The sequence below is a fragment of the Limosilactobacillus ingluviei DSM 15946 genome (assembly GCF_001435775.1).
GTDB lineage: Bacteria > Bacillota > Bacilli > Lactobacillales > Lactobacillaceae > Limosilactobacillus > Limosilactobacillus ingluviei.
This window is the reverse complement of sequence record NZ_AZFK01000077.1, coordinates 22,548-36,658: the sequence shown is the minus strand read 5'-3', so window position 1 is coordinate 36,658 and position 14,111 is coordinate 22,548. Positions and strand designations below refer to the sequence as shown.

General features: G+C 51.2%; 12 protein-coding genes. 10 read left to right on the top strand and 2 right to left on the bottom strand.

From position 1 onward, the window contains the following. Nucleotides 1-23: 23 nt before the first annotated feature. The 9 genes from FC43_RS08075 (at nt 24) to gtfA (ending at nt 9,764) form a co-directional block, all read left to right on the top strand. Nucleotides 24-572 (top strand): hypothetical protein, encoded by a 549-nt coding sequence (locus FC43_RS08075; RefSeq protein WP_156648356.1) that lies wholly within the window; start codon nt 24-26, stop codon nt 570-572. Between the two features lie 286 nt (nt 573-858). Beyond that, a complete protein-coding gene (locus FC43_RS08065) occupies nt 859-1,770 on the top strand; it encodes a metal ABC transporter solute-binding protein, Zn/Mn family (protein ID WP_056955297.1) in 912 nt (303 codons plus the stop codon). Between the two features lies 1 nt (nt 1,771). Next, entirely contained in the window at nt 1,772-2,443 is a 672-nt protein-coding gene (locus FC43_RS08060) for a metal ABC transporter ATP-binding protein (RefSeq protein WP_056955419.1), read from the top strand. Further along, nucleotides 2,443-3,237 (top strand): metal ABC transporter permease, encoded by a 795-nt coding sequence (locus FC43_RS08055; RefSeq protein WP_156648354.1) that lies wholly within the window; start codon nt 2,443-2,445, stop codon nt 3,235-3,237. Before FC43_RS08060 ends, FC43_RS08055 begins: the two co-directional genes overlap by 1 nt. A 279-nt stretch (nt 3,238-3,516) precedes the next feature. Further along, a complete protein-coding gene (purR, locus tag FC43_RS08050; protein WP_056955296.1) occupies nt 3,517-4,353 on the top strand; it encodes a pur operon repressor in 837 nt (278 codons plus the stop codon). Nucleotide 4,354: 1 nt separating this feature from the next. Beyond that, nucleotides 4,355-5,722, top strand: a complete 1,368-nt coding sequence (gene glmU / locus FC43_RS08045; RefSeq protein WP_056955295.1) for a bifunctional UDP-N-acetylglucosamine diphosphorylase/glucosamine-1-phosphate N-acetyltransferase GlmU — start codon at nt 4,355-4,357, stop codon at nt 5,720-5,722. A 75-nt stretch (nt 5,723-5,797) separates the two neighbouring features. Beyond that, on the top strand, nt 5,798-6,784 hold the full coding sequence (locus FC43_RS08040) for a ribose-phosphate diphosphokinase (RefSeq protein WP_019206519.1): 987 nt from the start codon (nt 5,798-5,800) through the stop codon (nt 6,782-6,784). Between the two features lie 334 nt (nt 6,785-7,118). Beyond that, entirely contained in the window at nt 7,119-8,282 is a 1,164-nt protein-coding gene (locus tag FC43_RS08035; RefSeq protein ID WP_056955417.1) for an MFS transporter, read from the top strand. A gap of 24 nt (nt 8,283-8,306) precedes the next feature. Beyond that, nucleotides 8,307-9,764, top strand: coding sequence for a sucrose phosphorylase (gtfA, locus tag FC43_RS08030; RefSeq protein ID WP_056955294.1), 1,458 nt, complete (start codon nt 8,307-8,309; stop codon nt 9,762-9,764). Between the two features lie 404 nt (nt 9,765-10,168). Here gtfA and FC43_RS08025 read toward each other — a convergent pair whose 3' ends face one another. Both FC43_RS08025 and FC43_RS08020 read right to left on the bottom strand, forming a co-directional pair. After that, nucleotides 10,169-11,434 (bottom strand): oligosaccharide MFS transporter, encoded by a 1,266-nt coding sequence (locus FC43_RS08025; RefSeq protein WP_056955293.1) that lies wholly within the window; start codon nt 11,432-11,434, stop codon nt 10,169-10,171. A 17-nt stretch (nt 11,435-11,451) separates the two neighbouring features. Next, nucleotides 11,452-12,855, bottom strand: a complete 1,404-nt coding sequence (locus tag FC43_RS08020) for a glycoside hydrolase family 32 protein (RefSeq protein ID WP_056955292.1) — start codon at nt 12,853-12,855, stop codon at nt 11,452-11,454. Between the two features lie 242 nt (nt 12,856-13,097). Between FC43_RS08020 and FC43_RS08015 the strand changes: the two genes are divergently transcribed. Then, entirely contained in the window at nt 13,098-14,093 is a 996-nt protein-coding gene (locus FC43_RS08015; protein ID WP_056955291.1) for a LacI family DNA-binding transcriptional regulator, read from the top strand. The last annotated feature ends 18 nt before the right edge of the window (nt 14,094-14,111 follow it).

Here is a 14,111-nt window from a genome sequence, read left to right as displayed (position 1 = left end):
ATCTCGGACGAGGAGGGAATACAATGATGTATTGGTTCTTAGGTGCTGGTTTTTGGTGGGGGATTGCCCTGGTCTTGGTGGCGTTAAGCGTGGGGAAAAGCTTGCGTTGGGCAAAGACGGGCTGGTTGATTGGTTTGAGCTTCTTACTGGGGGCGGGTCTGTTGGGGGCCGGGTGGTGGCAGAGTCGGCCGACTGCGCCGGCATCAAGCCAGCAATTTACGACATCTAAGTCGGCCCAACGAGGCAGTTACCAGTTGGTTAAGCACGATCAAGTGGCCAGCGATGATGATTTGACTTTTCAGACCGATGAGCAAGGGACGTACCAGTTGCAGATCAAGGGCCTGCGTAAAGCAACGGTCCAAGTCAAGGATGGTGATGACGAAAGTGCGGTTCGTTTTAAGACCCAGCGCTTGACCGTCCAGCCGGGCAAGGTTACGCACCTGACGATCAAACTGCCGGCTGGCGAAGCGACCCACGAGTTTGAACTGGTGGATCAGTTGGGCCACGACACCGATTTTCAATTAGTTCGACCAACTCAGGCCAGCTCAACGGCAACGTGGGAAAGTAAATAAATTGGGATGCCCCGGTAGGTGATGAACTTGCCGGGGCTGCTTTTTCACAAAAAAATAACAATTAACCGGCCCCCTTGGCTGGGAGCAGTCAGAAAAGGGAAAGTGGCGGCTTTTTTCGTCAAAGAAAGTATCGACAACTTTAAATGTAAACGTTTCCGAAGGGAGCAGGACCAGCCAGGCCAGCGAGAAAAATTTGCATTTTTCCAGGCAGCCGTGTATGATGCTTTCGTTCTAATGATAATCATTACGATTTAATAATAAATAAGGGTGAGGGAAGGAAAGCAACGTGAAGAAAAAATACTGGGGGCTGGCCGGTTTGGTGGGCTACCTATTAATTTTATTAGTCTTGATGGTGACCGATTGGCGGCCTCATTTACCGGTGACCACGCAAAAACCGATTCGGGTGGTGACCAGCCTGAACTTTTATGGCGAAGCGGCCACGGCCGTCGCCGGAAAATACGGTCAGGTGACATCCTTTATCAATAGTGCTGCCACTGATCCCCACGAATTTCAACCTACTACGGCCCAGGCCAAAGAGCTTAGCCAGGCCAACGTAGTGATTGAAAATGGCTTGGGCTATGATCACTGGTTGAGTGATATGACCAAGGCGACGACCACACAACAAACGGTGGTCAACGTCGGTCAACAGGTGGCCGGAAAAAAAATGGGGGCCAACGAACACGTCTGGTATGATCCGGCAACGATGAAGCAATTAACCAAGCACCTGGCCAAGGTTTATGGGCAATTGGATCCAGCCCACCGCCGCTATTACCAAGCGCAGGCCCGGGCGTATCTGAAAAAATTGGCCCAGCTCGATCAAACGATTGCCACGGTGAAAGCCCAGGTCAAACCGGGCCAGCAAGTCGCGGTCAGTGAGCCGGTCTTTGACTATGCCTTAACGGATTTGGGCTATCAGATTGTCGATCGCCATTTTGAAAAGGCGATTGAGGATGGCAATGATCCGTCGCCAGCCGATATTCAACAGTTGCAAACGCAAATTGACCGGCAAGAATTGGCCCTGTTTGTCAATAACAGCCAGGCCAGCGATACGACGGTGAAGAATCTGGTCAAGCGGGCCAAGCAAGCTGGCATTCCGGTCTTAAACGTGACGGAGACTAAACCAGACCACCAAACTTACATTGAGTGGATGCAAAGTCAATACCAAGCTTTACGCCAAATCCAAGAAGGAGGGGATTAAGATCGCTTTACTGACTGTTAATGATTTAACCTTAGCTTACGGAGAACATGAGATTATTCGGGACCTCTCCTTTCAGATCCAACCAGGTGACTTTCTGGTGGTCGTGGGGGAAAATGGGGTTGGGAAGACCACCCTGGTGCGGGCGCTGTTTCATCAGTTAAAGCCCCGCCACGGTCAGATTGAATTTGCCGCTGGGACGCGTCTGGGCTACGTGCCCCAGTTTCGGAATCTGGTGCGTGATTACCCGCTGTCGGTGCGTGATTTTGTCGCCTTGAATCTACCATTGAAGCTGACCCCATGGCTGAGCAAAAAGGAACGCCAGCAGGTCACCAGCATCCTGCGGCAGACCAACTTGTTGCCCTTGGCCGATCGGCCGTTGGGCGTCGCTTCGGGGGGCGAAAAACAACGCGCCTACCTGGCTCAAGCTTTGTTGGCCCACCCGCAGCTTTTGATTTTAGATGAATCGACAGCCAGCTTGGACAACGAAGTGAAGTATGAGCTGCTGGATTTAGTGACTAAGTTTCAAATGGCGGGTTTGACGGTAATGTTTATCACCCACGACTGGGAGTTGGCCAAGCACTACGGCAGTCGCTTTTTGCACCTGACCAAGACCGGTTATACGACGGGACCGATTGCTGAGTTGCCAGCGTCACCAAAGGGGGGTGCCGAATAGTGTTTGCTTTAAGTTTTATGCGCTACGCCTTTTTTGCCAGTACCTTTATTGCGGTCGTAGCCGGGACGGTGGGCGTCTTTGTCGTGGCCCGCAACCTGTCTTTTTTGACCCATACCCTGTCGGAAATTGGCTTTGCCGGGGCGGCCTTTGCCGTCTTCATGGGTTGGTCGCCCCTGGCTGGAATGTTGCTGTACACGATGGCTAGTTCAGTGATGGTTGGCCAGATGAGTACCGAAGAATCGCGGCGCGAAGCGGTCATCAGTGCGACGTCGGCCCTCTTTATCGGGTTGGGGATCCTCTTTTTATCGTTAAGCAGTCAAACCGCCAGCTCAGCGACCAGCATTTTGTTTGGGAGTGTCGTCGGGATCAGTCAAGCCGAGGTTTACCAGTTAATTGGCTTGTCGGTAGTCGTGTTGGTCGGGATCTTTTTGCTGTACCGCCGGTTGAAGTTCTCCTCCTTTGACCGGACCGGGGCCCGGGTCAATGGGGTCGGCGAGCGCGTAGTTGCGGTGATCTTTTTACTATTGGTGGCCCTAAGTGTCAGCGTGGCGGCCCAAATCGTGGGTTCGTTGTTGATCTTTATCCTGTTGACCCTGCCGGCCGCCAGCGCCAAGTACTTTACGACTGGAACGGCCAAGATGATCGGTTTGGCGATTCTCTTTGCCCTCACGGGGACGTGGACCGGGTTGTACCTAGGCTATCTGACCAATTGGCCAGTCAGCTTCTTTATTGCGGTGATTGAAGTGGGAATCTACCTGGCCGCCTTGGCCAACCGGCATCGGCAGGCGGATTAAAATTTAAGTGACGCCCAGAAAATGGGAAAAGTTAAGTTGGCAGGCGACTCGCGGATGAAATTACGCGGGTCGCCTTTTTAATTCCGAACGTTCCTTAATTGCGGCCCATTTTGAAAAAAGTCCGGCAAACACCGAACGATTATGGTATGATTTGAAGGTAATCGTGTCATTTTAAAGGGATTTACCTAAAAAATAGTTCGCAACGCACGGGCTTGGTGCCGGGGAACCCTTCGTTAAGTTGGCGCACCCCGGCCAGGCCAAAGGAAAAGAGGGAAAAATATGAAAATTCGTCGGAGCAATCGGTTAGTTGACATCACCCGGTACTTGTTGGAACACCCCCACAAGCTGGTCTCGTTAAAGCACTTTAGCGAAAACTACGGGGCGGCCAAGTCGTCGATCAGCGAAGACTTGAGCATTGTCAAAAAGACGATGGCTGAATTTGGAATTGGCAAGGTTGATACGGTCCCCGGGGCCAGCGGGGGGGCCTTTTTTGCGCCCCAGTATTCTAAGGCCAATGCCGAACGGGTCATTGCGGACTTAGTTGAATTGATTGCTGACCCATCCCGCCTGTTGCCAGGGGGCTATGTCTACTTGTCCGATTTATTGGGTCGGCCGGAAATTTTGCGCGAAGTCGGCCAGCTGATTGCCACTCAATACATTGATACGGACGTCGATGTGATTATGACCGTCGAAACCAAGGGGATTCCGCTGGCCCAAAGTGTGGCAATGTACTTAAACAAGCCGTTTGTGATCGTGCGCAACAGTTCTCACATCACCGAAGGGTCAACGGTCAGCGTCAATTACGTCTCGGGTTCATCCAAGCGGATCAAAAAGATGGAATTATCCCGGCGGACCCTTAAGCAAGGAGCGAATGTGGTAATTATTGATGACTTTTTAAAGGGTGGTGGTACCATGAAGGGGATGCAATCACTCATTAAGGAATTTGACGCCCACCTGGTTGGGATGAATGTCTTTGCGGAAGGGCAGTTTGAGGGCGAGCGACTGGTGTCTGGCGTGACGTCACTACTGAAGGTCACGGCAGGCCCCGATGATTCTTTAACGGCCCAAGCCGGCAATTTCTTAACACAAGTCTTTACTGAAGAAGGGAACGAATAACATGACGCAACGCAACGCAATTATCCTCGCCGCGGGCAAGGGGACCCGGATGAAGTCCAAGCTCTACAAGGTCTTGCACCAGGTCTGTGGTAAGCCGATGGTCGCTCACGTCTTAGACCAGTTGGAAGGGGCCGAGATTGACAACATCATTACGGTCGTCGGCTACGGGGCCGAAACGGTCGAAGAAGCGATCGGGACCCGGGCGAAGTTTGTTTTGCAAAAGCAACAGCTGGGGACTGGCCACGCGGTGATGCAAGCGGCCGACTTACTGGCGGATTTGGATGGGCAAACCCTGGTGGTCAGCGGGGATACGCCGTTGTTTACGGCCGACACTTTCCGCAAGCTGTTTGAATACCACACCCAACGCAAGGCGGCGGTGACGATTCTGACTTCGCAAGCGCCGGATCCGACCGGCTACGGCCGAATTGTTCGGAATGAAGTCGGGATTGTTGAGCGGATCGTGGAACAAAAGGACGCCACGGAAGAAGAAAAGGCGATTAAAGAAATCAACACCGGGGTCTACTGCTTTGACAACCGGAAGCTCTTTGCAGCCTTAAAGTTGCTCAAAAACGACAACGCCCAGGGCGAATACTACCTGACCGATGTAATTGAAATTCTCAAGGGCCAGGGTGAAGTCGTGACGGCTTACCGGATGAAGGATTTTGACGAATCAATGGGGGTCAACGACCGGATCGCCTTGGCCCGGGCCAACCAACTGATGCAAGCCCGCATCAATGCCAACCTGATGAAACAAGGGGTGACAATGCTGGATCCGGCCACGACCTACATTGATGCCGGGGTTAAGATCGGCAACGATACGGTCTTGGAAGGCAACGTTGTGCTCAAGGGCCACACCGTGATCGGCAGCGACTGCTACATCAGTGCCGGGTCGCGGATCATTGATTCGACCCTGCATGACAACGTCACGGTGACGGCTTCGACTTTGCAAGAAGCTGAAATGCACGACGGGTCTGACATTGGCCCCAACAGCCACCTGCGCCCGCAAGCCGAGATTGGCAAGGACGTCCACATTGGCAACTTCTGTGAAATCAAGAAGGCCTACATCGGGGAAGGGACCAAGATTGGCCACTTATCCTACGTCGGGGACGCGACGTTAGGCAAGGACATCAACGTCGGTTGTGGGGTCGTCTTTGTGAACTACGATGGGGCCAAAAAGCACCATACCAATGTTGGCGACCACGCCTTTATTGGGTCCAACTCGAATTTAGTGGCGCCAGTTAACATTGCGGCCGACTCCTTTGTTGCCGCCGGTTCCACGATTACTGACGATACAAACCAGTACGATATGGCAATCGCGCGGGCCCGGCAGACCAATAAGGCCGATTACGCCAAGAAACTCCCGTGGTAATTCTTGCATTTTTGTCCACTTGTTAATATTATTAATAGTGGATAGCTAGGGAGTATTTTTGCTTTGGAGGGCCTAATGAAAGAACGTTATTTTGATTCCAAGCTCAAGATTTTTGCTTTGAGTTCCAACCGACCATTGGCACAAAAAATTGCCGATGAAGTCGGGGTTGAATTGGGGAAATTAGCCGTGGATCGCTTTAGTGACGGCGAAATTCAAATCAACATTGAGGAAAGTATTCGTGGCGACAATGTTTACGTCATTCAATCGACGTCAGCGCCGGTCAATGACAATTTGATGGAACTGTTGATTTTAGTTGATGCCTTGCGGCGGGCCAGCGCCAAGACGATCAACGTGGTAATTCCGTACTACGGCTATGCGCGTCAAGACCGCAAGGCCCGGTCCCGGGAACCAATTACGGCCAAGCTGGTGGCCAACATGCTGCAAAATTCCGGGGTCGACCGGGTAATTGCCTTAGACTTGCACGCGGCGCAAATTCAAGGGTTCTTCGATATTCCAGTCGATCACCTGATGGGGGCACCCCTGTTGGCCGACTACTTCTTGCGCGAAGGGGTCGCCAAAGAAGCCGTCGTGGTCTCCCCGGACCACGGTGGGGTCGTGCGGGCCCGGGCTTTGGCCGAATTTTTAAAGGCGCCAATTGCCATTATTGACAAGCGGCGGCCAAAGGCGAACGTGGCGAAGATTATGAACATCATTGGGGACGTCAAGGGCAAAAAGTGCATCATGATTGACGACATGATTGATACGGCCGGGACGATCTCCAAGGGGGCCCAAGCCTTGATGGATGCGGGGGCTAAGGAAGTTTACGTTTCTTGTACCCACGCGGTCTTATCGGGTCCGGCGATCGAACGGCTGGCCGCAGCGCCGATTAAAGAAGTCGTCGTAACTGACTCGATTCGTCTGCCAGAAGAAAAGCAAATTGCAAAGATTAAGCAGGTTTCCGTTGGCCCATTGATTGGCGCGGCTATCAAGCGGATCAACGAAAACCGGCCGGTAAGTCCTTTGTTTAACGAACGGTTTAAGCAAGAGGGCGAAGCAAACTAAACTTGAGTTGAAATTGAAAGGATCGGCAACGCGATAGCGGGGCCGGTCATTTTTTTTGCGTTGGCTTGCGAAAAAATTCACGAACCACCACGAGGCCCAATCCCATGTGGCGCAAGCATTTGTGTCAATCGATTAACATTAGCCAAATTATTTTTTCTGTCAATCGATTGACAGAAACCGCTTCAAATGATAACCTCTTGATAGTTTCGAAACGCACATTAAGAGAGAACCTGGGGGGACGTGATCGGTTCGCCCCAGTTGAAATGGAGTTTTGATTGTGAAAACAAGCAAAGATTCACTGGTCACCAAACTGGCCTTTTTATCGGTCTCGTTTATGCTGACCAGTGCTTATGCGGTGCAGGGAGCCTTGCCACAGCTAAAGGCAGCGCTGCACGTAACGCAAACGCAAGCAGAGTATTTAGCCACGATGCCGGCGTTTGCGGTAATGATTTTTGTGGTTTTGTCGCCGCTGTTGCAAGCCAGCCTGAAGATTTCCGATAAGCAAATGATTATGGCCGGCGTGACCCTGGTGGGGGTCATGGGGGTCGTGCCCTTCTTTAACATCCAAAACTACTGGGTGATCCTGGCCTCGCGGCTCTTGTTGGGGGCCGGGTTTGGGCTTTACAATTCCCAGGCGATTGCCTTGATCTCGGTTTGGTACCAAGAGCCAACCCGGGCGCAGATGTTAGGGTGGCGGGCAGCCGCGGAACAAATTGGCCAAGCCTTTACCCTCTTTGTGGCGGGGATTTTGTTAACCGTCAGTGGTTGGCACGCCTCCTTCCTGGTTTATTTATTGGCCTTTGTCGCGTTGGGCTTCTTCGCTTGGCGCGTGCCCGAGGATCAAGTTGGCGCGGCTGATCCAACCCAACCAACGTCGCACGCCGCGGCGGGGCAACCAAGCCAAATCAGCCCAATGGTGGCGCTGTTAGTGGCCTTTGCCTTCTTCTTGGTGGTCGATTACGTCGGGATGGAAAATCGCTTCGCCAGTTTGGCGGTCGTCCTTAACGGCGCCCAGTATACGGGGGCAGCGAACTTCTTATCCTTGATGTTGATCGGGGCCACGCTGGGGGGCCTTTGTTACGGGAGCTTACAAAAGTGGCTGGGCTTTGGCACCGTCTACTTGGGCTTGCTGGTTATGGCCCTGGCGAACTTCTTGTTTTACTGGGGACAAGCCAACTTCGGCTTATTGGTCGCGGGCTTGTTATTGATTGGCTTCCCCTTGCAGTTAGTGTCACCGTTGATCTTTAATTTATTACCTAACTTAGCACCACAGCACCAACAACCCCTGGTCACGTCCTTGGTGTTGATTGGCTTTAATTTCGGGGCCTTCTTCTCGCCAAGTTTGGCCGCGGCCTTAAATGACCTATTAGGACAGCCGATGAGTGGACCAGGGCTGGCCGCGCCTTTCTGGGTCTATGGGCTGAGCTTGCTCATGATTGCCGCTGGCATTTGGGTGGCCCGGTGGTCGCAAAGTCGAAACGTTGTCGAAAATCATTAATTTAAACTTTTTGGAGGAATTACCATGCCGATTCAGAACAAAGCAATGCTGATTACCTATTCCGATTCGATGGGGAAAAACATTAAGGAAACCCACGAAGTCTTAAAGACTTACATCAAGGACGCGATTGGTGGGGTCCACTTATTGCCATTCTTCCCGTCAACCGGGGACCGCGGCTTTGCCCCGTACCGCTATGATGTTGTCGACCCGGCTTTTGGGGACTGGGATGATGTCGAAGCTTTAGGGGAAGACTACTACTTGATGTTTGACTTTATGATCAACCACATTTCTAAGAAATCAGAAATGTACCAAGATTTTAAGGCCAAGCACGATGATTCCAAGTACGCCGATTTCTTCATTCGCTGGGAAAAGTTCTGGGAACAAGCCGGCGCTCAGCGGCCAACCCAAGCGGATGTAGATTTGATCTACAAGCGCAAGGACAAGGCGCCTAAGCAAGCCATCGAATTTGCCGATGGGACGGTGGAACACTTATGGAACACCTTTGGGGAAGAACAAATTGACATCAACGTCAAGAGTCAAGTCGCCAATGCATTCTTTAAGCAAACGTTGATTGACATGGTCAAGCACGGGGCTGACATGATTCGCCTGGACGCCTTTGCCTACGCAATTAAGAAGGTTGATACCAACGACTTTTTCGTAGAACCAGAAATTTGGGACCTCTTAAATGAAGTGCAAGCGATCTTGGCCCCTTACAAGGCGGAAATTCTGCCGGAAATTCACGAACACTACACGATTCCCCAAAAGATCTCGGCCCATGATTTCTTTATTTACGACTTTACCTTGCCAATGACGACCCTGTACACCTTGTACTCCGGGAAGACGGCCCGGTTGGCCAAGTGGTTAAAGATGAGTCCGATGAAGCAATTTACCACCTTGGACACCCACGATGGGATCGGGGTGGTAGATGCCAAGGATATTCTGACCGACGAAGAAATCGAATATGCCTCCAATGAACTGTACAAGGTGGGGGCCAACGTGAAGCGGAAGTACTCGTCAGCTGAATACAACAATTTAGACATCTACCAAATCAATTCCACTTACTACTCGGCCCTCGGTGATGACGACCGGGCTTACCTCTTATCCCGGGCCTTCCAAATCTTTGCCCCGGGGATTCCGATGGTCTACTATGTTGGTTTGCTGGCCGGCAGCAATGATTTGAAGTTGCTGGAAGAAACCAAGGAAGGGCGTAACATCAACCGGCACTACTATACGAAAGAAGAAGTGGCCAAGGAAGTCCAACGGCCAGTTGTTGCCAACCTGTTGCAATTATTGACCTGGCGCAACCAATTTGCGGCCTTTGACCTGGATGGGTCAATTGAAGTCACGACGCCAAGTGATACGACGATCAAGGTCGTGCGCACGGATGCAGCCGGCCAAAATGAGGCCGTCCTGGTGGCTGATGCTGCCAACAAGACCTTTACCATTACCGCGAATGGTCAAGTCGTGATGGAACAAAACTAATACCTATCTCTCTCCTGGATAGCGGAAAACTTACTTTACTTAACTCCCGCAACCGGACGCGGGGGACCAAACGGATCGGGCTTGGCCCGGTCCGTTTTTTGCAAGTTCTTTAGTGAGCGGGAGAAACAAAAAGTACTCTTTCCCGTAAAATACTTTGTGGTTAATCCCGGCAAAGCAATGGAAAAGAGCAGCTGGCTGGTTAGCAATCGATTCAGGCTCATTTCATGGAAAGAATTTCTCCAACGGGCCTCGCGGATTGGCTAAATTTAAGACCGTCCGGTAACGGCTGTAAGATCATCGTTAATGATTAAACGCATCCCGGAACTGTTAGAAGCTTTGCTCTAACAATTCCGGGATGCGTTAGGAATTGATTTTTAGTTGAAATTAAACCAATCGTGACACGCTTATTCTTTCATTGGCTGACCGTTGACTTCTTGATCGTCTTTGCGGATGATCATAAAGCCGTAAAGCCAAGCGCATAAAACAATGGCGGCGATCACGAAGAAAGTTGGCCGGTAGCCGATGTGATCACGAAGCATCCCCAGCGGCGTGGAGAGTAAGACTTGTCCAATGGCCCCGGCGATCCCAGTAACGATGTTGATGGTTGCCGAAATCCGTGGGTCGTAGTGCAAGGTGTAGTAGCGGAACATTACGACAACAAAGATTGCTGTTTCCGGGGCGTGGAGGAGCTTAATAAAGGAGACACCGACCGGATTGGTAATCAAGCCACAGCCCCCGATCCGAATCAACATAAAGGCCGTTCCGATCAAGATCGTCCGCCGCAACCCGATCTTTTTCATCAGTGGTGGCACGAGGCCCATCATGATGGCTTCCAAAAAGACCTCAACGGAGTTTAAGATCCCATACATGTGGTCCCCGGTTGCTTGAGTAGCAAAGAATTGGGTGAAGAATTGGGGGAACATTTGCTGGTCAAAAATCGTATAGAAGGTCCCACTAAAGACTAAGAAGATCGCCATTTCCCACAGGCTCTTGATCTTAAAGACGTTTAAGAATTCCTTGGTGGTCGGTGGGGTAGCTTCCCGTTCGTTTTCCGCGTGGTCGATGAACTTCGCGACCGTTTGCGGGTTGCGAATCGGGTTCCAAACTAATAAGGACACCAGCAAAACGGCGGCGATGGCCGAACCCAGCCAAAAGACGAGGTACGGGCTAACCGTGAACAAAAAGCCAGCGCACAGCGCGGAAATCGCGTACCCAAATGATCCCCAGGCCCGGGCTTGGCCGTATTGGTAACCAAAGCGCCGTGACATCCGCTCGGTCAAGGCTTCAAACATTGGTGAGGCCGACAGGTAGGCTAGGGTTAAATATACCGACCCAAGCAAGGCCCCGAGCATAAAGTGAGCATGTAAAATTGGCACGTACAGCCAAGTAAAGAAAGGTCCCAACAATAATTGCAAGATTGCACAGAAAATTAAGAGTCCCCGCTTAGTCCCCAGCCGGTCTTGGACGTTACTGTACGCGAGGTTGACAAATAAAGAAATGGCGGAGTTAAAGGAGTAGATAACGCCGACTTGGGCGCCGCTAAACCCTTCTTTGGTCGTGAGCCAGATTTGGAAGAAGGACCACCAGATCCCCCAACCAGCAAAGAAGAGTAAAATATTGGTGGAATAACTCAAATAAAAGGGGTTTTTCCATTCATGCTTGCTGTTCATTCGAATTCATCCTTTCATTAAGCTAATCCTAAAGTAAAGCCCGTTGCTTGAATGGTAGCTGCTTGCTTACTTTGCAGGGTTTGGTAGACGGAGCCAGTGGTGTAGAAGCGTTCGGTAAAGGTCGTTTCACCATCATTCACGAAGATTTCTACCGAGCTGGTGTCCACGAAGAAGTGCAAGGCCGTCAAACGCGGGCAAGCCGCGTAACGGAGGTCTTTGTCGCGGGCGGCGAGGGTTAATTCCCCGTTTTGGTAGGTCAAGGTGATTAAGCTCCCTTGCTCATCAGCCAATTGCCAAATTAAGGGCACCCCGGTGAGACCCTTTAAGATTACTTCACTGTGTTGGGCGTCTTTGAGCGCGAGGGTTTGCGCGGTCGAATTTAAAGTAAGTTCTGAAGCCAAGTCCTTTTTTTGCCGCAGGGCGGTGAATTCTTGGATTGGGGCTTGGCAGAGCCGCCCGTTTTTCAAGGTTAATTCACGTGGCATTGTTAAGCACCCGGCCCACCCGTCGGCTTGTTCAGCCATTTTTTCAGCAAAGGGGCTCATCCACGCCCACATGATCCGCCGGCCGTCTGGAGCCAGGAAGGTTTGGGTAGCGTAGAAATTGTGGCCGCTGTCAGCAGAATGGAAGGGTTCATCGGTCCGGTAAGTGGCCGTTTGATAATCAAGGTGCCCAACAAAGTAGCTGGCGGGGTTTTCGTTTAAAAAGGCGTGCCCGCGGTTTTGCATTCCCATGGGCGAAAAAAGGGTTACGTCAGCCCCGTTTAACCGGAAGGTGTCGGGGCATTCCCACATAAAGCCTTCGTCTTGGCTAGCGCTGGCTTGACCAATGGGCCCACGGAATTGCCAGTGCAGTAAGTCTGTTGATTCATAGAATAAGAGCCGGCCTAGGTGACCTTTAGTTTGGCTCCCCCCGACAACCAAGTAGTACTTCCCGTTGTGTTCCCACACCTTGGGGTCCCTAAAGTCCTGGGTATTATCGGCAGGGGCTTCGATTACCGGGTTGGCTTCGGCTTTCGTGAAGTGAATCCCGTCATCGCTATAAGCGACGTTTTGGTTTTCCCAGAAATGATCGAGGTCATCAGCTCGGTAGTAGTGGTGACCAGTGTAAATTAGGTACAAGCGATCATCTTTAACAATCGCCGACCCCGAAAAGCAGCCACCGGTATCTTCAGGATCACCTGGCGTCAGGGCAATCGGTAATTGTTCCCAGTGAAGCAGATCCTTGCTGCGAACGTGGCCCCAGTGCATGGGTCCCCATTCAGCAGAGTAGGGATTAAATTGGTAAAAGACATGGTAATAACCCTTAAAATAGCACACTCCGTTAGGATCGTTGAGCCAGCCGCCCGGTGTCATAATGTGGAAGGCTTGCCGGTAACGCGGGTTGGTGACGGTAAGGGGAGTGGTCGTTTGCTTAGCCATCTTGTTCACCTCAAATGTAATTAGTAAAGCGCTTTCTGGGAACAGAATACCTTTGTTAACGGTTTCTGTCAATCGGTGGACATAAAATAAAATGTTTCACTTAAATGGTTTGCTAGGGATAATTTCCTCCCCGACGCATTATTAGTGAGTTGAAATTTAAATGGTCTAATGAAAAAGGAAATGAAAACAACGGCTGAGCTTGGTAAAATAGGATTTAAGATTACAGATGGGAAGAAGCAAAGATGACCAAAAAAATTAAATTAGAAGATGTTGCTGAACTAGCCGGAGTTTCAAAAGCTACCGTTTCACGGGTGATTAACCGGCGGGGCTACTTGAGCCAAAAAACGATTACCAAGGTAGAAGAAGCTATGGCAGCTTTAAATTACCACCCCAATGTGATTGCCCAGCAAATGCATTCACAACGGACTAATTTGATTGGGATTATTGTCCCGACGGTGGCCACCCCATTCTTTGGTGAACTAACCGCTCAGCTGGAGCAACGGCTATTTCAACGGGGGTATAAAGTTTTAGTGAGCGGCGCCGAGGGAAATCCGGCTAAAGAACAGCGCTACTTACGGCAATTATTAGGGCACCAGGTTGATGGTCTGATTATTGCGACGCATAACACTAACATTGATGAGTATCAACACGCGAACCTGCCAATTGTGGCGATTGACCGCTATTTACGGGATGACATACCGGTTGTGTATTCAGACAATTACGCGGGGGCCAAGTTAGCATGCGAAGCTTTAATCAAGCGGGGGGCGCAACACATTATTCACACGGACAACCTAACGCCCCTAAACGCCCAAGATACTGCTCGCCAGCAGGCTTATATCGATGTGATGCAGGCTCATCAGCGACCGGTAATTACCTACCCAAGCCTCTCGGATGAGGCAGCTAACCGGACTTGCTTTCAACGGCTTTTTGCCGAACACCCAGAAGTCGATGCTATTTTTGCCAGTAATGATATCGATGCTGCGCTGCTGCTTGATCTTGCTCGAGAGGAAGGGTATGCGGTGCCGGAGCAATTACAAATTATCGGTTATGATGGCACTAAGACCATTCAGCGGCTGCTCCCCCAATTAGCCACGATTATTCAACCCTTAGCGGCAATGGCTGAGCAAGCGGTTGCTTTGCTGGAAGACAAACTTAACCATCGCACCACGCCAGCGCAAGTTGTGCTCCCGGTACAATTAAAAACTGGGCGGACGCTGAAGACTCTGCCGCAGGCTTAAAGCGCTTCCGAAGCAAAA